This is a genomic window from Paenibacillus ginsengarvi, assembly GCF_003626695.1.
GTDB lineage: Bacteria > Bacillota > Bacilli > Paenibacillales > NBRC-103111 > Paenibacillus_AB > Paenibacillus_AB ginsengarvi.
Map to the genome: position 1 here is coordinate 47,696 of NZ_RBAH01000014.1, position 13,442 is coordinate 61,137.

Annotated in this window: 15 protein-coding genes; 5 read left to right on the forward strand and 10 right to left on the reverse strand. The window is 55.4% G+C overall.

Going from position 1 to position 13,442, the window contains the following annotated elements; all coding sequences use genetic code 11:
* Nucleotides 1-46 precede the first annotated feature (46 nt).
* The 3 genes from D7M11_RS19165 to D7M11_RS19175 form a co-directional block, all read right to left on the reverse strand.
* On the reverse strand, nt 47-1,231 hold the full coding sequence (locus tag D7M11_RS19165) for an MFS transporter (RefSeq protein WP_120748861.1): 1,185 nt from the start codon (nt 1,229-1,231) through the stop codon (nt 47-49).
* 85 nt (nt 1,232-1,316) lie between these two features.
* Nucleotides 1,317-2,546, reverse strand: a complete 1,230-nt coding sequence (locus tag D7M11_RS19170) for an amidohydrolase family protein (protein WP_120748862.1) — start codon at nt 2,544-2,546, stop codon at nt 1,317-1,319.
* A complete protein-coding gene (locus D7M11_RS19175; RefSeq protein ID WP_120748863.1) occupies nt 2,543-3,793 on the reverse strand; it encodes an amidohydrolase in 1,251 nt (416 codons plus the stop codon). Before D7M11_RS19175 ends, D7M11_RS19170 begins: the two co-directional genes overlap by 4 nt.
* 208 nt (nt 3,794-4,001) lie before the next feature.
* Between D7M11_RS19175 and D7M11_RS19180 the strand changes: the two genes are divergently transcribed.
* From D7M11_RS19180 to D7M11_RS19200, 5 genes are read left to right on the forward strand one after another with little or no spacing between them, the layout of a single operon-like run.
* A complete protein-coding gene (locus tag D7M11_RS19180) occupies nt 4,002-4,559 on the forward strand; it encodes an RNA polymerase sigma factor (RefSeq protein WP_120748864.1) in 558 nt (185 codons plus the stop codon).
* The gene (locus tag D7M11_RS19185) at nt 4,543-5,250 is read left to right on the forward strand and encodes a hypothetical protein (protein ID WP_120748865.1); all 708 of its coding nucleotides are present in this window, start codon (nt 4,543-4,545) and stop codon (nt 5,248-5,250) included. Before D7M11_RS19180 ends, D7M11_RS19185 begins: the two co-directional genes overlap by 17 nt.
* Nucleotides 5,237-6,091 (forward strand): ABC transporter ATP-binding protein, encoded by an 855-nt coding sequence (locus tag D7M11_RS19190; RefSeq protein WP_120748866.1) that lies wholly within the window; start codon nt 5,237-5,239, stop codon nt 6,089-6,091. Before D7M11_RS19185 ends, D7M11_RS19190 begins: the two co-directional genes overlap by 14 nt.
* Nucleotides 6,092-6,114: 23 nt before the next feature.
* A complete protein-coding gene (locus D7M11_RS19195; RefSeq protein WP_120748867.1) occupies nt 6,115-7,137 on the forward strand; it encodes a hypothetical protein in 1,023 nt (340 codons plus the stop codon).
* Nucleotides 7,134-8,372, forward strand: a complete 1,239-nt coding sequence (locus D7M11_RS19200; RefSeq protein ID WP_147433460.1) for a hypothetical protein — start codon at nt 7,134-7,136, stop codon at nt 8,370-8,372. Before D7M11_RS19195 ends, D7M11_RS19200 begins: the two co-directional genes overlap by 4 nt.
* Here the strand turns inward: D7M11_RS19200 and D7M11_RS19205 are convergent.
* The 7 genes from D7M11_RS19205 to D7M11_RS19235 all read right to left on the reverse strand — a co-directional run bounded on the left by D7M11_RS19205 (nt 8,369) and on the right by D7M11_RS19235 (nt 13,307).
* Nucleotides 8,369-9,313, reverse strand: coding sequence for a LysR family transcriptional regulator (locus D7M11_RS19205; RefSeq protein ID WP_120748869.1), 945 nt, complete (start codon nt 9,311-9,313; stop codon nt 8,369-8,371). The two genes, D7M11_RS19200 and D7M11_RS19205, sit on opposite strands and share 4 nt — an antisense overlap.
* Before the next feature lie 158 nt (nt 9,314-9,471).
* Nucleotides 9,472-10,524, reverse strand: a complete 1,053-nt coding sequence (locus D7M11_RS19210) for an acyltransferase (protein WP_120748870.1) — start codon at nt 10,522-10,524, stop codon at nt 9,472-9,474.
* Between the two features lie 147 nt (nt 10,525-10,671).
* Entirely contained in the window at nt 10,672-11,232 is a 561-nt protein-coding gene (locus tag D7M11_RS38125) for an NUDIX hydrolase (RefSeq protein WP_120748997.1), read from the reverse strand.
* Nucleotides 11,207-11,734: an NUDIX domain-containing protein gene (locus tag D7M11_RS19220; protein ID WP_120748871.1), complete on the reverse strand. Its 528-nt coding sequence runs from the start codon at nt 11,732-11,734 to the stop codon at nt 11,207-11,209. The genes D7M11_RS38125 and D7M11_RS19220 overlap by 26 nt, the downstream gene beginning before the upstream one ends.
* A 45-nt stretch (nt 11,735-11,779) precedes the next feature.
* Nucleotides 11,780-12,247, reverse strand: coding sequence for a hypothetical protein (locus D7M11_RS19225; RefSeq protein ID WP_120748872.1), 468 nt, complete (start codon nt 12,245-12,247; stop codon nt 11,780-11,782).
* The gene (locus D7M11_RS19230) at nt 12,244-12,555 is read right to left on the reverse strand and encodes a PadR family transcriptional regulator (protein ID WP_120748873.1); all 312 of its coding nucleotides are present in this window, start codon (nt 12,553-12,555) and stop codon (nt 12,244-12,246) included. The genes D7M11_RS19225 and D7M11_RS19230 overlap by 4 nt, the downstream gene beginning before the upstream one ends.
* A 161-nt stretch (nt 12,556-12,716) precedes the next feature.
* Entirely contained in the window at nt 12,717-13,307 is a 591-nt protein-coding gene (locus D7M11_RS19235) for a DUF975 family protein (RefSeq protein ID WP_120748874.1), read from the reverse strand.
* Nucleotides 13,308-13,442 lie beyond the last annotated feature (135 nt).

The window sequence follows — 13,442 nt, forward strand, 5'->3', positions numbered from 1 at the left end:
ATACACACCTATGTTTATTCGCAAAAAAAAGATTGAACCGGAGCGGTTAGCTCAGCTCAATCTTTTTCCGTCTTGCCGGCCGGAGCAGCACGAGACTGCTGGCGAGCAGCACGAGGGCTCCGAATACATAAGGAAGCTCGATGCGAATATCGAATAACAGGCCCGCCAGCGCCGGACCGAATATGGTGCCGATGCTCGTATAAGCGTTGCTCATCCCGGCGACGAAGCCCTGCTCCTCCCCGGCATCCTTGGACAGCAGCGTATTGATCGTCGGGCGTAAGATGTTGTTGAACGTAAAGAAAAGCGAGGTGACGGCCATCACATAGAGGAATTGCCCCGAGAACAGCAGACAGACGAGCGATACGGCCGACAGCAGCAGCATGGCGGCTATGATCCGCCTCTCGCCGAATCGCCTTGAAAGCCTCTCGGTCAGCACGATCTGGTTAAACGTGCCGATCAAGGAGCATAGGGTGATCAGCACAGCGATTTCACGTGTTGTGAACCCGTAGCCCTGAACGACGTATAACGGAAAAACCGCTTCGAAGTGCGTAAGGCCAAACGTCATCGCAAATACGATCAGCAGCATAAGAAAATAACGCGACCGAACCGAAAGCGCGATTTGGCGGAACACATGGTCCCGCTTCTCTTTCGCCTCCATTCGCTTCCGCCGCAGCTCCTCCGGCAGCGATTCCGGAAGTATTCGCAGGCTGCCCGCCATGGCCAGCAATCCGATGCAGGCGGAGGCGTAAAACGGCGCCTTGATGCCCCATTCGGCAAGCAAGCCTCCTATGCCCGGCCCGATAATAAAGCCGGACGACATCGAAGCGCCGATCCATGACATCGCTTTGTTTCGCTTCTCGTCCGTCGTAATGTCGGCGGCGTAAGCGATGATCGACGGGACGAGGGCGGCCGAGCCCATCCCGCCGATCAAGCGCGAAACGAACAGCAGCGGCAAGCCCTCCGCGGCGGCTGCCGCCAGATTGGAGATGGCGAACAGGATCAGCCCGATTACGATCATCGGCTTGCGGCCGAAACGGTCGGACAGATTGCCTGCGATCGGCGAGAACAGGAACTGCGTCAAGCCGAAGCAGGAAACCAGATACCCTGCCGCTTGTCCGCCCGCCCCGTACTCCCGGAGAAGATCCGGCATAATCGGAATGACGATCCCCATGCCAAGATTGGCGAGAAACATATTCAGCAGCAGCAGTGGAAAAGCAGATTTGGAAAACATTCGTTACCTCTTCATGTAAGTATCGTGTAGCAGTTACCGTAATTTCGGACGGGCTTTACCGGACCAGCCGGCGCGCCGCTCCGGTTCATTCGGCAGAAGCTTCCGAGACGATTCTCCCCCTGTATAAAACCGCTTCGCGGCTCGCCCGGCGCGCCACCGCCTCCGCCGAGCACGAGGCCCGGACGAATACGGCATCGGCCGCGCCGCCAACGGCGGGCCATACTCTCGCGCCCTCGGCGCTTAGCGGCGTGACGCCGCCCGTGATGAAGCCGAGCGCTTCGGCCAGCGAGCGCTCGTCCACGAACCGGTACAGCTCGGCGAGCCGTCCCGCCTTTTCGAGGCAATCGCCGGTGCCAAACGGAGACCAGTGGTCGGTGATGCTGTCATTGCCGAGCTCGACGCGGACGCCTTTGCCGCGCATCATCGGAATCGGCATAATCGTGCCTCCGAACGGGACGGTCGAGGTGACGGATATGCCGAGTCCGGCGAACCGCTCCGCCAGCTCGGCGGCAGCGGTTTCGTCGCCCGCAAAGCCGAAGGCGTGGCTGGCCGTGACGCGGCCCTGCCAGCCGGCCTCCTCCGTCAGATCGGCGAGCCGGTGCATCGTGGCGATACCGGCTTCGCCGCGGTCATGAATATGGATGTCGACCCCCGCATTCGCCTCGGTGGCGATGTCCATGATCGTTTGCAGCGACTTCCCGATGTCCCCGTCGACGGACGACGGGTCTACGCCGCCGACATGGGTGGCTCCGTACTTCATCGCCTCCCGGACAAGCCCTACCGCATCCGAGCGAAGCAGGCCGTGCTGCGGGAAAGCGACGACCTCGGCCGACAGCTTACCCTCGAAGGCGGCCAGCGCCCGCATCGTTGCTTCGAGATTTTGCAGGCCGACAACCGGATCGATATTGCAATGAGTCCGCACATGGGTGGAGCCGTAGCCGAGCAGCATACGCAGCATTTTCTCCGCCCGCTCCTGCGCCGTCGGCAGCAATTTCGGCAGCAGCTCGCGCTCCTCCGCGATTCTTCCGAAAATGCCGGAGACGGGTCGCACCGCCTGCCACGGACCGCTGTAGTACGTTTTGTCGATATGGATATGCATTTCCTTAAAGGCAGGCAGCATCAGCAGTCCGGCTGCATCCAGCCGCGGAAGGCCATCTGCGGGCTCGCCGCCGCTCGCGGGTACGATAGCGGCCATACGGCCGTTATCCACGAGAACGTGGCACAGCTCCGTTTCGGTTCCGACAATGTCGCCCCCCTCGCGGCAATAGCCGCTTTCCAGGCGGGCGTTCGCCAGCCAATACACCGAATGCGTCATCTCGTCACCCTCTCCAGCGATCCCGACACGACCGCCCCTTTGTACATAACTGCCGGACGTTTCGCTCTCCTGGCGACCGCCTCAGCCGAGCAGCTCGCCTCGGCAAACACCATGCTCGCTTCGTCGCCTGGCTGCGGCCAAACCCGCTGCCCATCCGCCGCAAGCGGCGTTCGGCCTCCCGTAATGAAGCCAAGCGTTTCGGAGAGCGCCGGCTCCGTGCTTCTTCCGAACCGCTCCGCGAGCCGTCCGGCCCGCTCGAGAATATCCCCGTTTCCGAACGGCGACCACGAATCGAATATGTTGTCGCAGCCGACCGCAACCTGTACGCCTCTAGCTTGGAGAAACGGGACCGGCGGTATGGAACGGCCGAGCGGTACGCTTGTAATGATCGTGATACCAAGCCCGGCGAGCACCTTCGCCATGTCCTCCGCTTCCTGCCCGGCCATATCGGCGAGCGCAAACGCATGGCTGACCGAAACGCGCCCCTGCCAGCCCGCCTCCTCCGTCAATACCGCCAGCCGCCTGATCGTATCCAGCCCGGCGCGCCCCCCGTCATGCAGATGCAAGTCGACATCGGCATTCGCTTCTACCGCCAGCTCCATCATCGTTTGCAGCGATCGCTCCATATCGCCGTCAACGGAATGCGGATCTACGCCTCCGACCAGACCGCAGCCCTGCCGCAGCGCTTCCTTCACGAGTCCGGCACTGTTCGTGCGCAGCAGCCCGTGCTGCGGAAACGCAACGATTTCATGCGATAATTTGCCGGCAAAGGAAGCCAGCGCCTCCTGCACCGCCTCCAGGTGACGAAGCCCGGCCTCCGGGTACAAATCCACATGCGTGCGGACGTGTGTCGAGCCGGAGCGGAGCAGGATACCGAGCAGCGTCTCGGCGCGCTCCTTTATTGTGGTCGCCAGCTGCGGCAGCGTGTTTTTTTCGATATCGAACCGCTCGAATATCGAAGCGGCGGGCCGAACAGGGCGCCACCGGTCGCCGAGCAGCGTTTTGTCCAGATGGCAGTGCTTCTCCACAAATGACGGCAGCGCGAGCCAGCCGTTCGCCTCCAGAACGGGCACAGCCGCACCGGCCCCCGCTTCGGTAAGCGGTTCGTTTGCGTCCGTTATATCCGCTATCGTCCCGTTTTCGATCCGCAGATTGAAGAAGCCGGTATTCGTTCCAACAACAGCGCCATCCTCGACCATGTGTCCGGTCTCGAGGCGCACCTGTTTCAGCCAGTATGCTTGTTGCATAGGGTTCCCTCCCGATCTATCGTTCGCATCTATTCGTATGTTACCACTGCGGGACCTATATGAATAATACGAATAAAATTGTACTTTCATATGTTTTTCGTATGATGTATGTACAACAAACAAAAATAGAGGGAAGCACTTGTTGAAACTTTTTTCGCAAACTAAACGAATATACCGATAGAGGACTGGTACAAAGGAGGTAGTGCGGTTGGACGAGCTGCGCCTTATCCACAAAATCCGGCGAAGCGGCGACCGCGCCGCCGCCGATGAACTGGTGCGGCATTACTATGACGAGATGTACGGCTTTGTGCGGAAACAGATCTCGAACGCGGATGTCGCCTTGGATCTGACACAAGAAATCTTTATTTCCATGCTCCGAACAATCGGACATTACGATGTCGGGAAAGGCGCCGGCTTCCGAACATGGCTGTACCGGATTGCCGCCAATAAGGTTGTGGACTGGTTCCGCTCGCGCACCTACCGCACAATGGCCCAATCGATGCCGCTTGACGAGACCGAGCCAATCGATGAAACCGACTTTACACGGCTGCTGGAGAACAGCGATTTCACGGAACGGGTATGCGATTTCGTAGGCGGCTTGCCGCCGGACACGCAGCACATTTTCCGGCTTCACCTCTTCGGCGGATATACGTTCTCCGAAATTGCAGGGATCGTAGGGCTGCCGGAGGGAAGCGTCAAATCCAGGTACTACCGTCTTATTCATCTGCTTGGAAAGGAGTTTGCGGATTATGAATCCTACCGATAAAAACGAAAGCATCGAATTTATCCTGTCGCAAGGTCTAGCGGGGCCGCGGACGGCGAGAGAACGAATGGCGGATATGGTGCGCTCGCTTGGTTTGCGCTTCCTTTTTTGGGATACGGGGTACAGCCTGTTTTTCGCTGCATTAACGCTCGCGGGCGTTTTTGTGCTGTTCAGTCTAACCCCCGACGCCTACCGCTGCACCGCTGCCGTCGCTGCCGCCCCGCTGCTTTTCCTGGCTGCTATTCTGTTTGCCGAAACGTCGGAGCGGCTCGGCGGGTTATACGAGCTCAAGCAAACTTGCCGCTACACAATCCGGCAAATCACCGCTATGCGGGTAACCTGCTATTCGGTCGTCGGCTCCGCCTTTACGGCGGTTATCGCGGCCGTCAGCGCGGACAACGGATACGAGTTCCTCTCGTTGTTCCCGCTTTGCCTGTCCGCCTTGTTTGTTTGCGCTGTCCTGGCTCTCTACGTTCAGCAAGTTCTGCACAGCAATTGGGTACATGCGGCGTTCTCGGCCGCTTGGGTAATCGCGAACGTCGCGCTCCCTTTTGCTCTCGGTGAAAAATGGGAGGCCATACTTCGCGAAATGCCGATTGCTCTATCGTTTGTGTTCTCCGTATTCGGCGCGGCTGCGCTTGCTTGGCAACTCTCAAACATGCTGCGGGAGGTTCAAAAACATGCTATCGCTTAATCACGTAACCAAGAAATACGGCAGCTTCACCGCTTTGGAGGATGTCAGCCTCGACTTTTCAGGCGGCGTGTATGCTTTGCTTGCCCCGAACGGAGCTGGCAAAACTACGCTGATCAAAATGCTCGCTACGCTTATTTTTCCAACGAAAGGCGAAATTTTGTGGAACGGCGATGAGATCGTTGCGCTCGACGCTACGTACCGCGACATCATCGGCTATCTGCCGCAGGACTTCGGCTATTACAAAAATCACACGCCGCGAGAGTTTCTGCTGTATATGTCGGCGCTGAAATGCATGAACCGCGACAAAGCAAAGCGCAAAACCGACGAACTGATTGAAACGGTCGGCTTGGCGGATGTGCGGGATCAGAAAATGCGCAAATTTTCAGGCGGCATGATTCAACGCGTCGGCATCGCGCAGGCCATGCTGAACGATCCGAAAATTCTCATTCTCGACGAGCCTACGGCGGGACTCGACCCGAAGGAACGCGTCCGCTTCCGCAACCTGATCTCGTCGCTGTCCAAAGACCGGATCGTCATTCTTTCGACGCATATCGTGTCGGACATTGAAACGATCGCCAGCCGAGTAGTCCTGTTCAAAAATCGCAGATTGTTTGCAAGCGATTCGCCGGCGTCGATCTGCCGGACGCTGCAGGGCAAAATCTATGAAACCGACGACATAAGCAGCATAACGTCGCCTTATCTGCCGCTTACCGAACGTCAGGAAGGCGGCAAAACCGTGATGCGCTTTGCAAGCGAGCACGACTGCACCCATATGGCCCGGAGCGTCAGCCCGAACCTGGAGGACGTATTTCTTTATATTTATCGGGATGACGCGGTATAGGCAGAGGATGGGAGGTGGGTGCTATGTTATTCGGGTACGAACTGAAAAAACTGGCGTTATCCCCCGTCATTATCGGGTTCGTGGTTTTATGCCTGATCGTTAACGCTATGATTGCAATAACCAGTTATAACGAACCGGGTTCGGATGCCAAAGCGGAAGCTGTCGATATCTTCAAGGATTTTCAGACAAGCGAAATCGCCGAGGGTTATATTCGCAAGTACGGCATCGCAGGCGCAAACGCCGAAAATATCCGAAGCAAATATGAAAAACTGCAACCGGTCGTAGACGAAAAATCCGCAAATGGCGATGCCCTGTCCGTTTATTTCGGCAAGCAAACCCATTATCGCCACAGCTTATTGTTCGAGATGATGTTTATGGCGATCATCGCGGAAAGCTGTCTGCTTGCCCTTTTCACTGCGCTCCTGTCGGTCACTTATGAACATATGCGAGGCACCGAACCGGTCATCTACGCTTCAGCGGTCGGACGGCGAGTGCTCAGGACCAAGCTGTGGGCCTCGATAACGGCAGCCGCCGCCTTAAGCGTCGTAATCATCGGCGTAAGTTTACTGGTGTTTTTTCTCCGATTTGACTTTTCCGGCGTTTGGACGGCTAACGTGTCCAGTATGTTTAACTACGCTATGAATGAGTACGGCAAGCCTTTCATCACCTGGCGTTGCTTCACGGTTGCGGGATATCTGTGGGCTACGATTGGTATCAGTTTTGGGCTAACGCTTTGCTTTTGCCTGCTCGGGTACGCGGTCGGCGTATCGGTTCGCAGCGGATACGGAGCCTTTGTCTCGGCCGCGTCAGTCGTCGGCGTTTTGTTTCTCGCCAAGCCGATCCTGCCCATCGGTTCGGTTTATAGGGGCATTTGGAATCTAACTCCCGTATGGTTATGGAAAAATAGCGGAATGTGGTTCACCGACGGAGGGGCGGATCTGATATGGGCGAACTTTGAGAGCATGGGGCTTTTCGTTTCCCTCGCCGTGCTTTCCGTCGCCGCATTCATGGCCGCTAAATGTTTCGAAAGGAGGGAACTCTATTGAGAATGTTCGCTTATGAGCTCAAGAAGCTATGGAACCTGCGCGTCCTCGCGCTGTTCGCCGCGCTCGCCGTGCTGACGTGGTTCGCGTTTCTGAGCGAAGCCCTGAGCTCGTACGATAGCTTGACCACACATGGCATTTACGGCTCCTATCAGAAAGAGATGTTTGAACGTTATGGCGGTACACTAGAGCCGGAGGAGCTTGCGGACTACGATATCCCCGGCAAAAAGGCGGCCATTTTTTCGGAGCTGGATGCCATTATCGCGGGTGAGACGATTTTCGCCGAACACCATATTCGCAATTACGCCGAATTTCAGGCCTTCGCGGATACCGATTTCAGCAGCCTGAACGAGACGGAACGGAAAAGCTTCTACGATACGACTTCTCAAATGCGGAACAAGCTGGATCGCAGCAGCAGTACGCAAACTCTGGATGAATGGTATGCTTCTCCTCTGATGAGGCTGCAAACGCTCGCTGTGCTTGAACGCACCTACGTCGATTATGAAAGCTCTCTCCGCAGCTATATCGACCGCGACTCCCGTCCGGTAGTCGTCCGCACCGCCGAAAACATACTGCATATGCGCAATGCCAATCTGGTTCGTTACGATTTGTGCAGGGAGTTCTCGCTTTATGCCGCCGTTGTCGGCGTGTTCAGCGCGGTTGCCGTCATCGTCCTCGTTGCTCCTTTACTTACAACCGACCGCATGCAGAAGGTAAACCTGATCCAGTATTCGTCGGCGGTCGGCCGCAGGATTTTGGGGGTTCAATTGGCCGCAACGGCCGTGAGCGCGCTCGTACTATCCTTTCTACTCATCGTCGCGGCGTATACGCCATTCCTTCTTGCGGGCGCAAGCGATTACTGGAACGCGCCGATTTTGTCGTTCACGAGTGGCCATATGCAGCTTTACAATATAACGTTCGGGCAGTACGCGTTCCTGCTGGCGGGAATGATCGTTGTTCTAAGCGTCGGCGCCGGTTGTTTCGCGTTTATCCTTGCGCGATTCAGTACGAATGTGGTCACCATGCTGATTAAAACGGTTCCTGTAGGCATTGCGGTTGCGGGGATAGGCGCGCTTTCGGTAAACATGGCCTTATCGTATAACAACGTCGTTTTCAGTGCGATCTTCCGCGGCAAGTGGGACGCGCCTGAAGTCCTTCTATGCGCTTTTGTTGCGGCTGCCGGTATGATTGGAGCCTCAGTTGTCGTTAGGCGGGAAAAGGGTGCGGATGTTTCTTAGGAATCTCCTCTCGCAGCCGCCTGATCGTCCGCGTCTCCTTCGGATGGCCCGAATGCAGCGGATGCGTCGCTTTCGCTTTGCAGCAGCGCGATGAAGTTTTGCGCCGCCTTGGACAGCTCGTGGTCCTTCAGCCAAATAAGCACGGAGGACGCCGCCAAGGTGGAGCCTTCGATCTCGTACGCTTGTACGTCGTAGCCGCGATGTACGCGCAGCGTCGTTTCGGGGACGATCGTCGCGGCAAAATCGGCCGAGACGAGCTCAAGCAGCATGGCGATATCCGAGCATTCGCAGATGACGTTCGGCTGCAGGCGCCTTCGCGAAAATTCCTCCACGATGTTCTGGTATACGCCTAGCCCGGCTGTGCTCGGCAGGATGAGCGGATGACCTGCAAGCTGCTCGAACGTTACTTTTCCATGTGCCGCTTCGCCGTTTCCGGCCGTAACGAAATAAAACGGCTCGGTTCGCAGATGCAAAATCGAGAACTCCCCGAGCTCAAGCGGGAAGCGGACAAGGGCCAGCTCGATCGCCCGCTCCTTCACCATTTTGCACAGCTGGGCCGATTCGTTCTGCTGAATTTTATACGTTATTCTCGGATACCGCTCGCGAAAAACACGCAGCAGATTCGGCAGCCGTTCGTCGGACAGTGTATTGACTCCGATCGTCAATTGTCCTGTCAGTCCGTTTCCGGTATCCTTCACCTCGATCTGCGACTCTTCCATCAGCTTCACGATGCTGATCGCCCGCTTATACAAAATCGTCCCCGCCCGCGTCAGTTCGAGCTGCTTGCCGCTGCGCTCAACAAGCCTCACGCCCAGCTCCCGCTCCATCGAGCGAAGCTGCTGGCTGAGCGGCGGCTGGGCGATATGAAGCCTTCTGGCCGCGGCGGTAATTTGCCGTTCCTCCGCAATTGCGATAAAGTAGCGGAGCTGTCGTATATCCATTCGCGCACTACTCCTTAGACGTCATACGTTAAAAGTATGGCAAATCTTTTTCGTCGATGTTTAACATATACGCTATCGTAGCATATGCGCTGTGCAAGCGGAAGGCCGGAGCTGCGCTTGGGACATACATAGCCCGCCGGGACCCGGTACGTTAAGCCTTACCGGCCTACTAACACCCATGATCCTTTCCAAAGCCGGAGCATATAAACGAGGCTGACGGAAGCTGCGGTGGTACCTATAAATATTAGTACAATTCCGAACGGATACGCAGCAGGGCCGAAAAAAGCAATCAGCTTCTCCAGCAAGATCAGCACCGCCGGATGAATCAGATAAACGCCGAAAGAGCATACTCCCGCTAGTTTTATTAGTTTCGTTACGCCGTGCGGGCCGCTCCATGAACGGGAGATAAGCAGCAGACTCACCGCAACGCTAAGACAATAGCTGTGAACGATCAGCTCTGTGAGGAGCGGATGCAACGAAATACGGCCGTATACGTCGCCGAGTCGAACCCAGCTGTACAGAACGGTTAATCCTATACATAGACCGTACAAGGCACCTTTACGAGACTCCATCCGCCGCATGATATTCTCGTAATATTGACCGAACCAGCAGCCGAGCACAAAGGATGCGAAATAAGTTGTGAACAAAAACGAGTTGTCTTCGAGCCCGAAGTATGTATCGCTCAAAAAGCTCATGGATGCTTGGACAAGCACAGCAAAGCCCAATACAAACATACTATTTCTCCGGCCGGCACCCGCAACGCTCAGGAGGATCGGTGTAAGCAAGTAATACTGAATGATCAGTACCGCAAAATACAAATGATAGAACGTTTTGCCGAGTGCCAGCTGCTCCATAAGGCCGATAAAGGTAATCGAATTGTAATCCCCGTATACAGCATAATAGAAGAAATAATATATAACGGCCCAAATGATATAAGGGATCAGTACATACTTGGCTCTCCGCAAGTAAAAAGGGAGCCACTGATTTCGTTTCCACCCGTCCGCATACTTATAAAAAAGAACGACTCCGCTGAGAAATAGAAAAGCCGGCACGGAGAAACAAGCCAGTTTGTTTACGAGCAAGAAAATAGGATATAGAGCGGAATGGGATGAAATGTCGACAAGGGAGCTGGAAGTGCTATGAATTAATATGACACAACCCATACATATGCCCCGGCTGAGCTCAATCTCAGTTAATCGGTCTTTGTTCATTCGTTCAGCTCGATTCCTTTTTTTATCCTCTTTTATTTATCCTATTTCGGCTATCGTTCCTTTTATTCTTGATAAAAAAATAGCCAACCGCAGATACCGGTTGGCTTGATGCTTGCGTATGATAAAACTATACAGCCGGCCGGCGGCTCAGCGCTTTTCGGTCCAATAAGGCAGTATGTCCTTGCTATTGATATGCCTCACTTCACTCAGATGCTCTGCTTTCCCATCGCCGATCAACATTTCGTACAAACCGTCCGGGACAAGCCGGCAAGATGCGTTATTTTTAAAATCCCCAAGACGCTTCCAGACCGCCGTAAACGTACGATCTCCTTCTACACCGTATACAATCTCTTGTTCATAGACACTTGCATCCAGCAGGCTTGCTTCATATATAAAATCGAACTCATGACCGATCTGCCCGTCATGCGGAAATATGTTCTCAACGATTCCAAGCAGCCTGACGCCGGTAATCTCCTGATCGATTTCTTCCTTAACTTCGCGAATAACGGCCGATCTGCTGTCCTCGCCGTACTCAATCGTTCCCCCGACCGGCCGAAACGTAGTGACCCCGTTTTCTTCCGCAAATTGTTCCAGCAGGATGGAATCGTCTTTGCGAATGATGCAAAGCGAAGAAGCTCTGTACCTTCGAACCTGAACCTGGCTAATCGGAATCAGTCCTTCCCTACGTAATGATTCGCTTTTCCTTATTACCGCTTACGGCTCTCCTGAGCGCCTCCTCATAGAGCGCCCGATTTTGCCGAATCCAGGAAAGGTCAGCAGCCTCTTCCGGTTTGAACAAGGCTCTGCCTCTCGTTTCTTCCGTACTTTCAAACTCATCCAGCCTAGCTATTCGGGCCGAGTAAAACACCATGTAGCTGTCGGGATACGGATACTTGTAGCGTTCGGGTTTATGGTGCAGCCGGATTAGCTCGTATCCCAGCATCTCTGGCGTTTCGACCGAAGCTCCGGTTTCTTCGCACAGCTCCCTCAGCGCCGCTTCAACCGGCGTTTCCCCGGGCTCCACATGCCCTCCGGGAATATCCCAGCCTCTTTCCTTCAAATCCGTCAGCAGCAGTTCATTACCCCGAAAGGCAAGCACAAAGCAGCCCGTAATCAATTCCTGAGGAGGAAGTTCGCCCGACAAAACCAAGCGCGTTTCGTTAGGCAGCGGCAGACCTCTCACGTTTTTCTCTTCCCTGATGATTTGCATCGCTTCGTTTCTCACCTCCCTTTGATGGTCAGAGGCCATCCGGCCTTACGGAACGATCTTCTCCATCGGATCGAGAACGTTCGGATTGAGGCCCGTTACGAGTATGGCCTCTTCTTTGAGAGCGGTTTTGCATGTTTTGCATATATACAGCTTGGATGGCCCGCTTTTCATTTTGCCGTAGTCGGGGTCTCCGGGCTGTAATACGCTCGTTTTGGTGCATGTCAAACATCGCGCGCTAATGCCGCCGCTTGGGGCGGGAACGGCTGGAGCCGCAGATGGAGCGGCAGCCGGAACAAGGTTCAACTTAGTGGACTGTTTCATACCGGACTGAAGCCGATTGCTGCCGTCCTGTAATTTCATCTGGATATGGGCGTCGACTGCGCCAAGCAGCATATCGAAAACATCCGTCCACCGGTGTCTCGGACACATCTCCAGCATCGCTACGAATTCTTCCTCATATCGCTCGCGCCAGGAACGGGGATAGAGGTGCAGCAGCCATTTGAGCCTATTCATATCGCCCCCAGCCTGTGCAGACCGAGAGTAGCGACTTTATGGATACTGGTGAGGTAATCCCTCAGCGCCATCTCCCCAGCCGAAGTAATGCGGTAGGGGCGGCGCCGGTCGTCCGTCTCCAAGGCCTGGATCAGCCCGCTCTTTTCCAGCCGAGATATGGCGCCGTACAGCGTGCCCGGGCCCAATTTCACACTCGCTATCTCGGCTATATCCTCCATCATCGCGTAGCCGTGCTTCTCTCCGCCCGCGAGGCTCGCGAGTATGAGGATGCTCGGGTCGGAGTAACGCCCGAAAACATCGTTTCCCATCTATTGCTCCTCCTTTACTATTACACTTCACGATATATCGTCACACGTAATAATAATCCAATTCGTGGAAAACGTCAATCGGCACGCAAAAAAAAGCTTGCCCGTCGGAGGGCAAGCGTCAAAAGTTTCGGTATGGAGAGGCCGCGCTGCGAAACCGCCCGTTACGATGCGGAGCCGCTGCGCCCCTTCAGATCCTCATAAAACGCCGCCTGGGTCGTCATGATGTACGGCTGCAGCCAGATGAAGCCCAACCCGAACGGAATGGCCGCAAGAATCGCCCAGCCGATAAAGGTCAAATACAGCACAAACAGCCTGCCTTTGTGCCCGACCATCATTTCCTTGCTCTGCCGGATCGCCTCCATCGGCTCTATATTCGGATTTTCCTGCAAAATGTAAAACGATTGCGAATACCGCAGCGCCGCAATAATGCCCGGCACGATCAGCAGAAGCGACCAAAGGAAGACAAATATTTGCACGAGCAAATAAACGAGAAATGCCGGAGCGAAACGGTCGAACGAGCCGAAGAGCAGCTCTACCCCCGGCTTCCCGCCGCGAACGAGCTTCAAATAGTAGGTGACGAGCCCCAGCGTCAGCGGCCCGCCTACGATAAGCACGGCGATCCCGCCGATGTACGGGATGTACGACAGCACTCCGATGATGATCGCAAACAACAGCGTAATGCCAATCGCGGGCAGCCAATTCCCGCTTAGGCTCTTCCTTGCGGTCGCCCGCAGTTCGCTACTTGTCGGCATCGGTACGATTCCTCCGTTCGGTTATTGTTGCGGCTAGCTTATCCGGCTGCCGGGAGGCGGCCTGGACGTCCCGCAACTTTCAATTGGAGTATATTCGTAACGGCTTGTCCGCTAGACTAAAATAACCCTACAAAG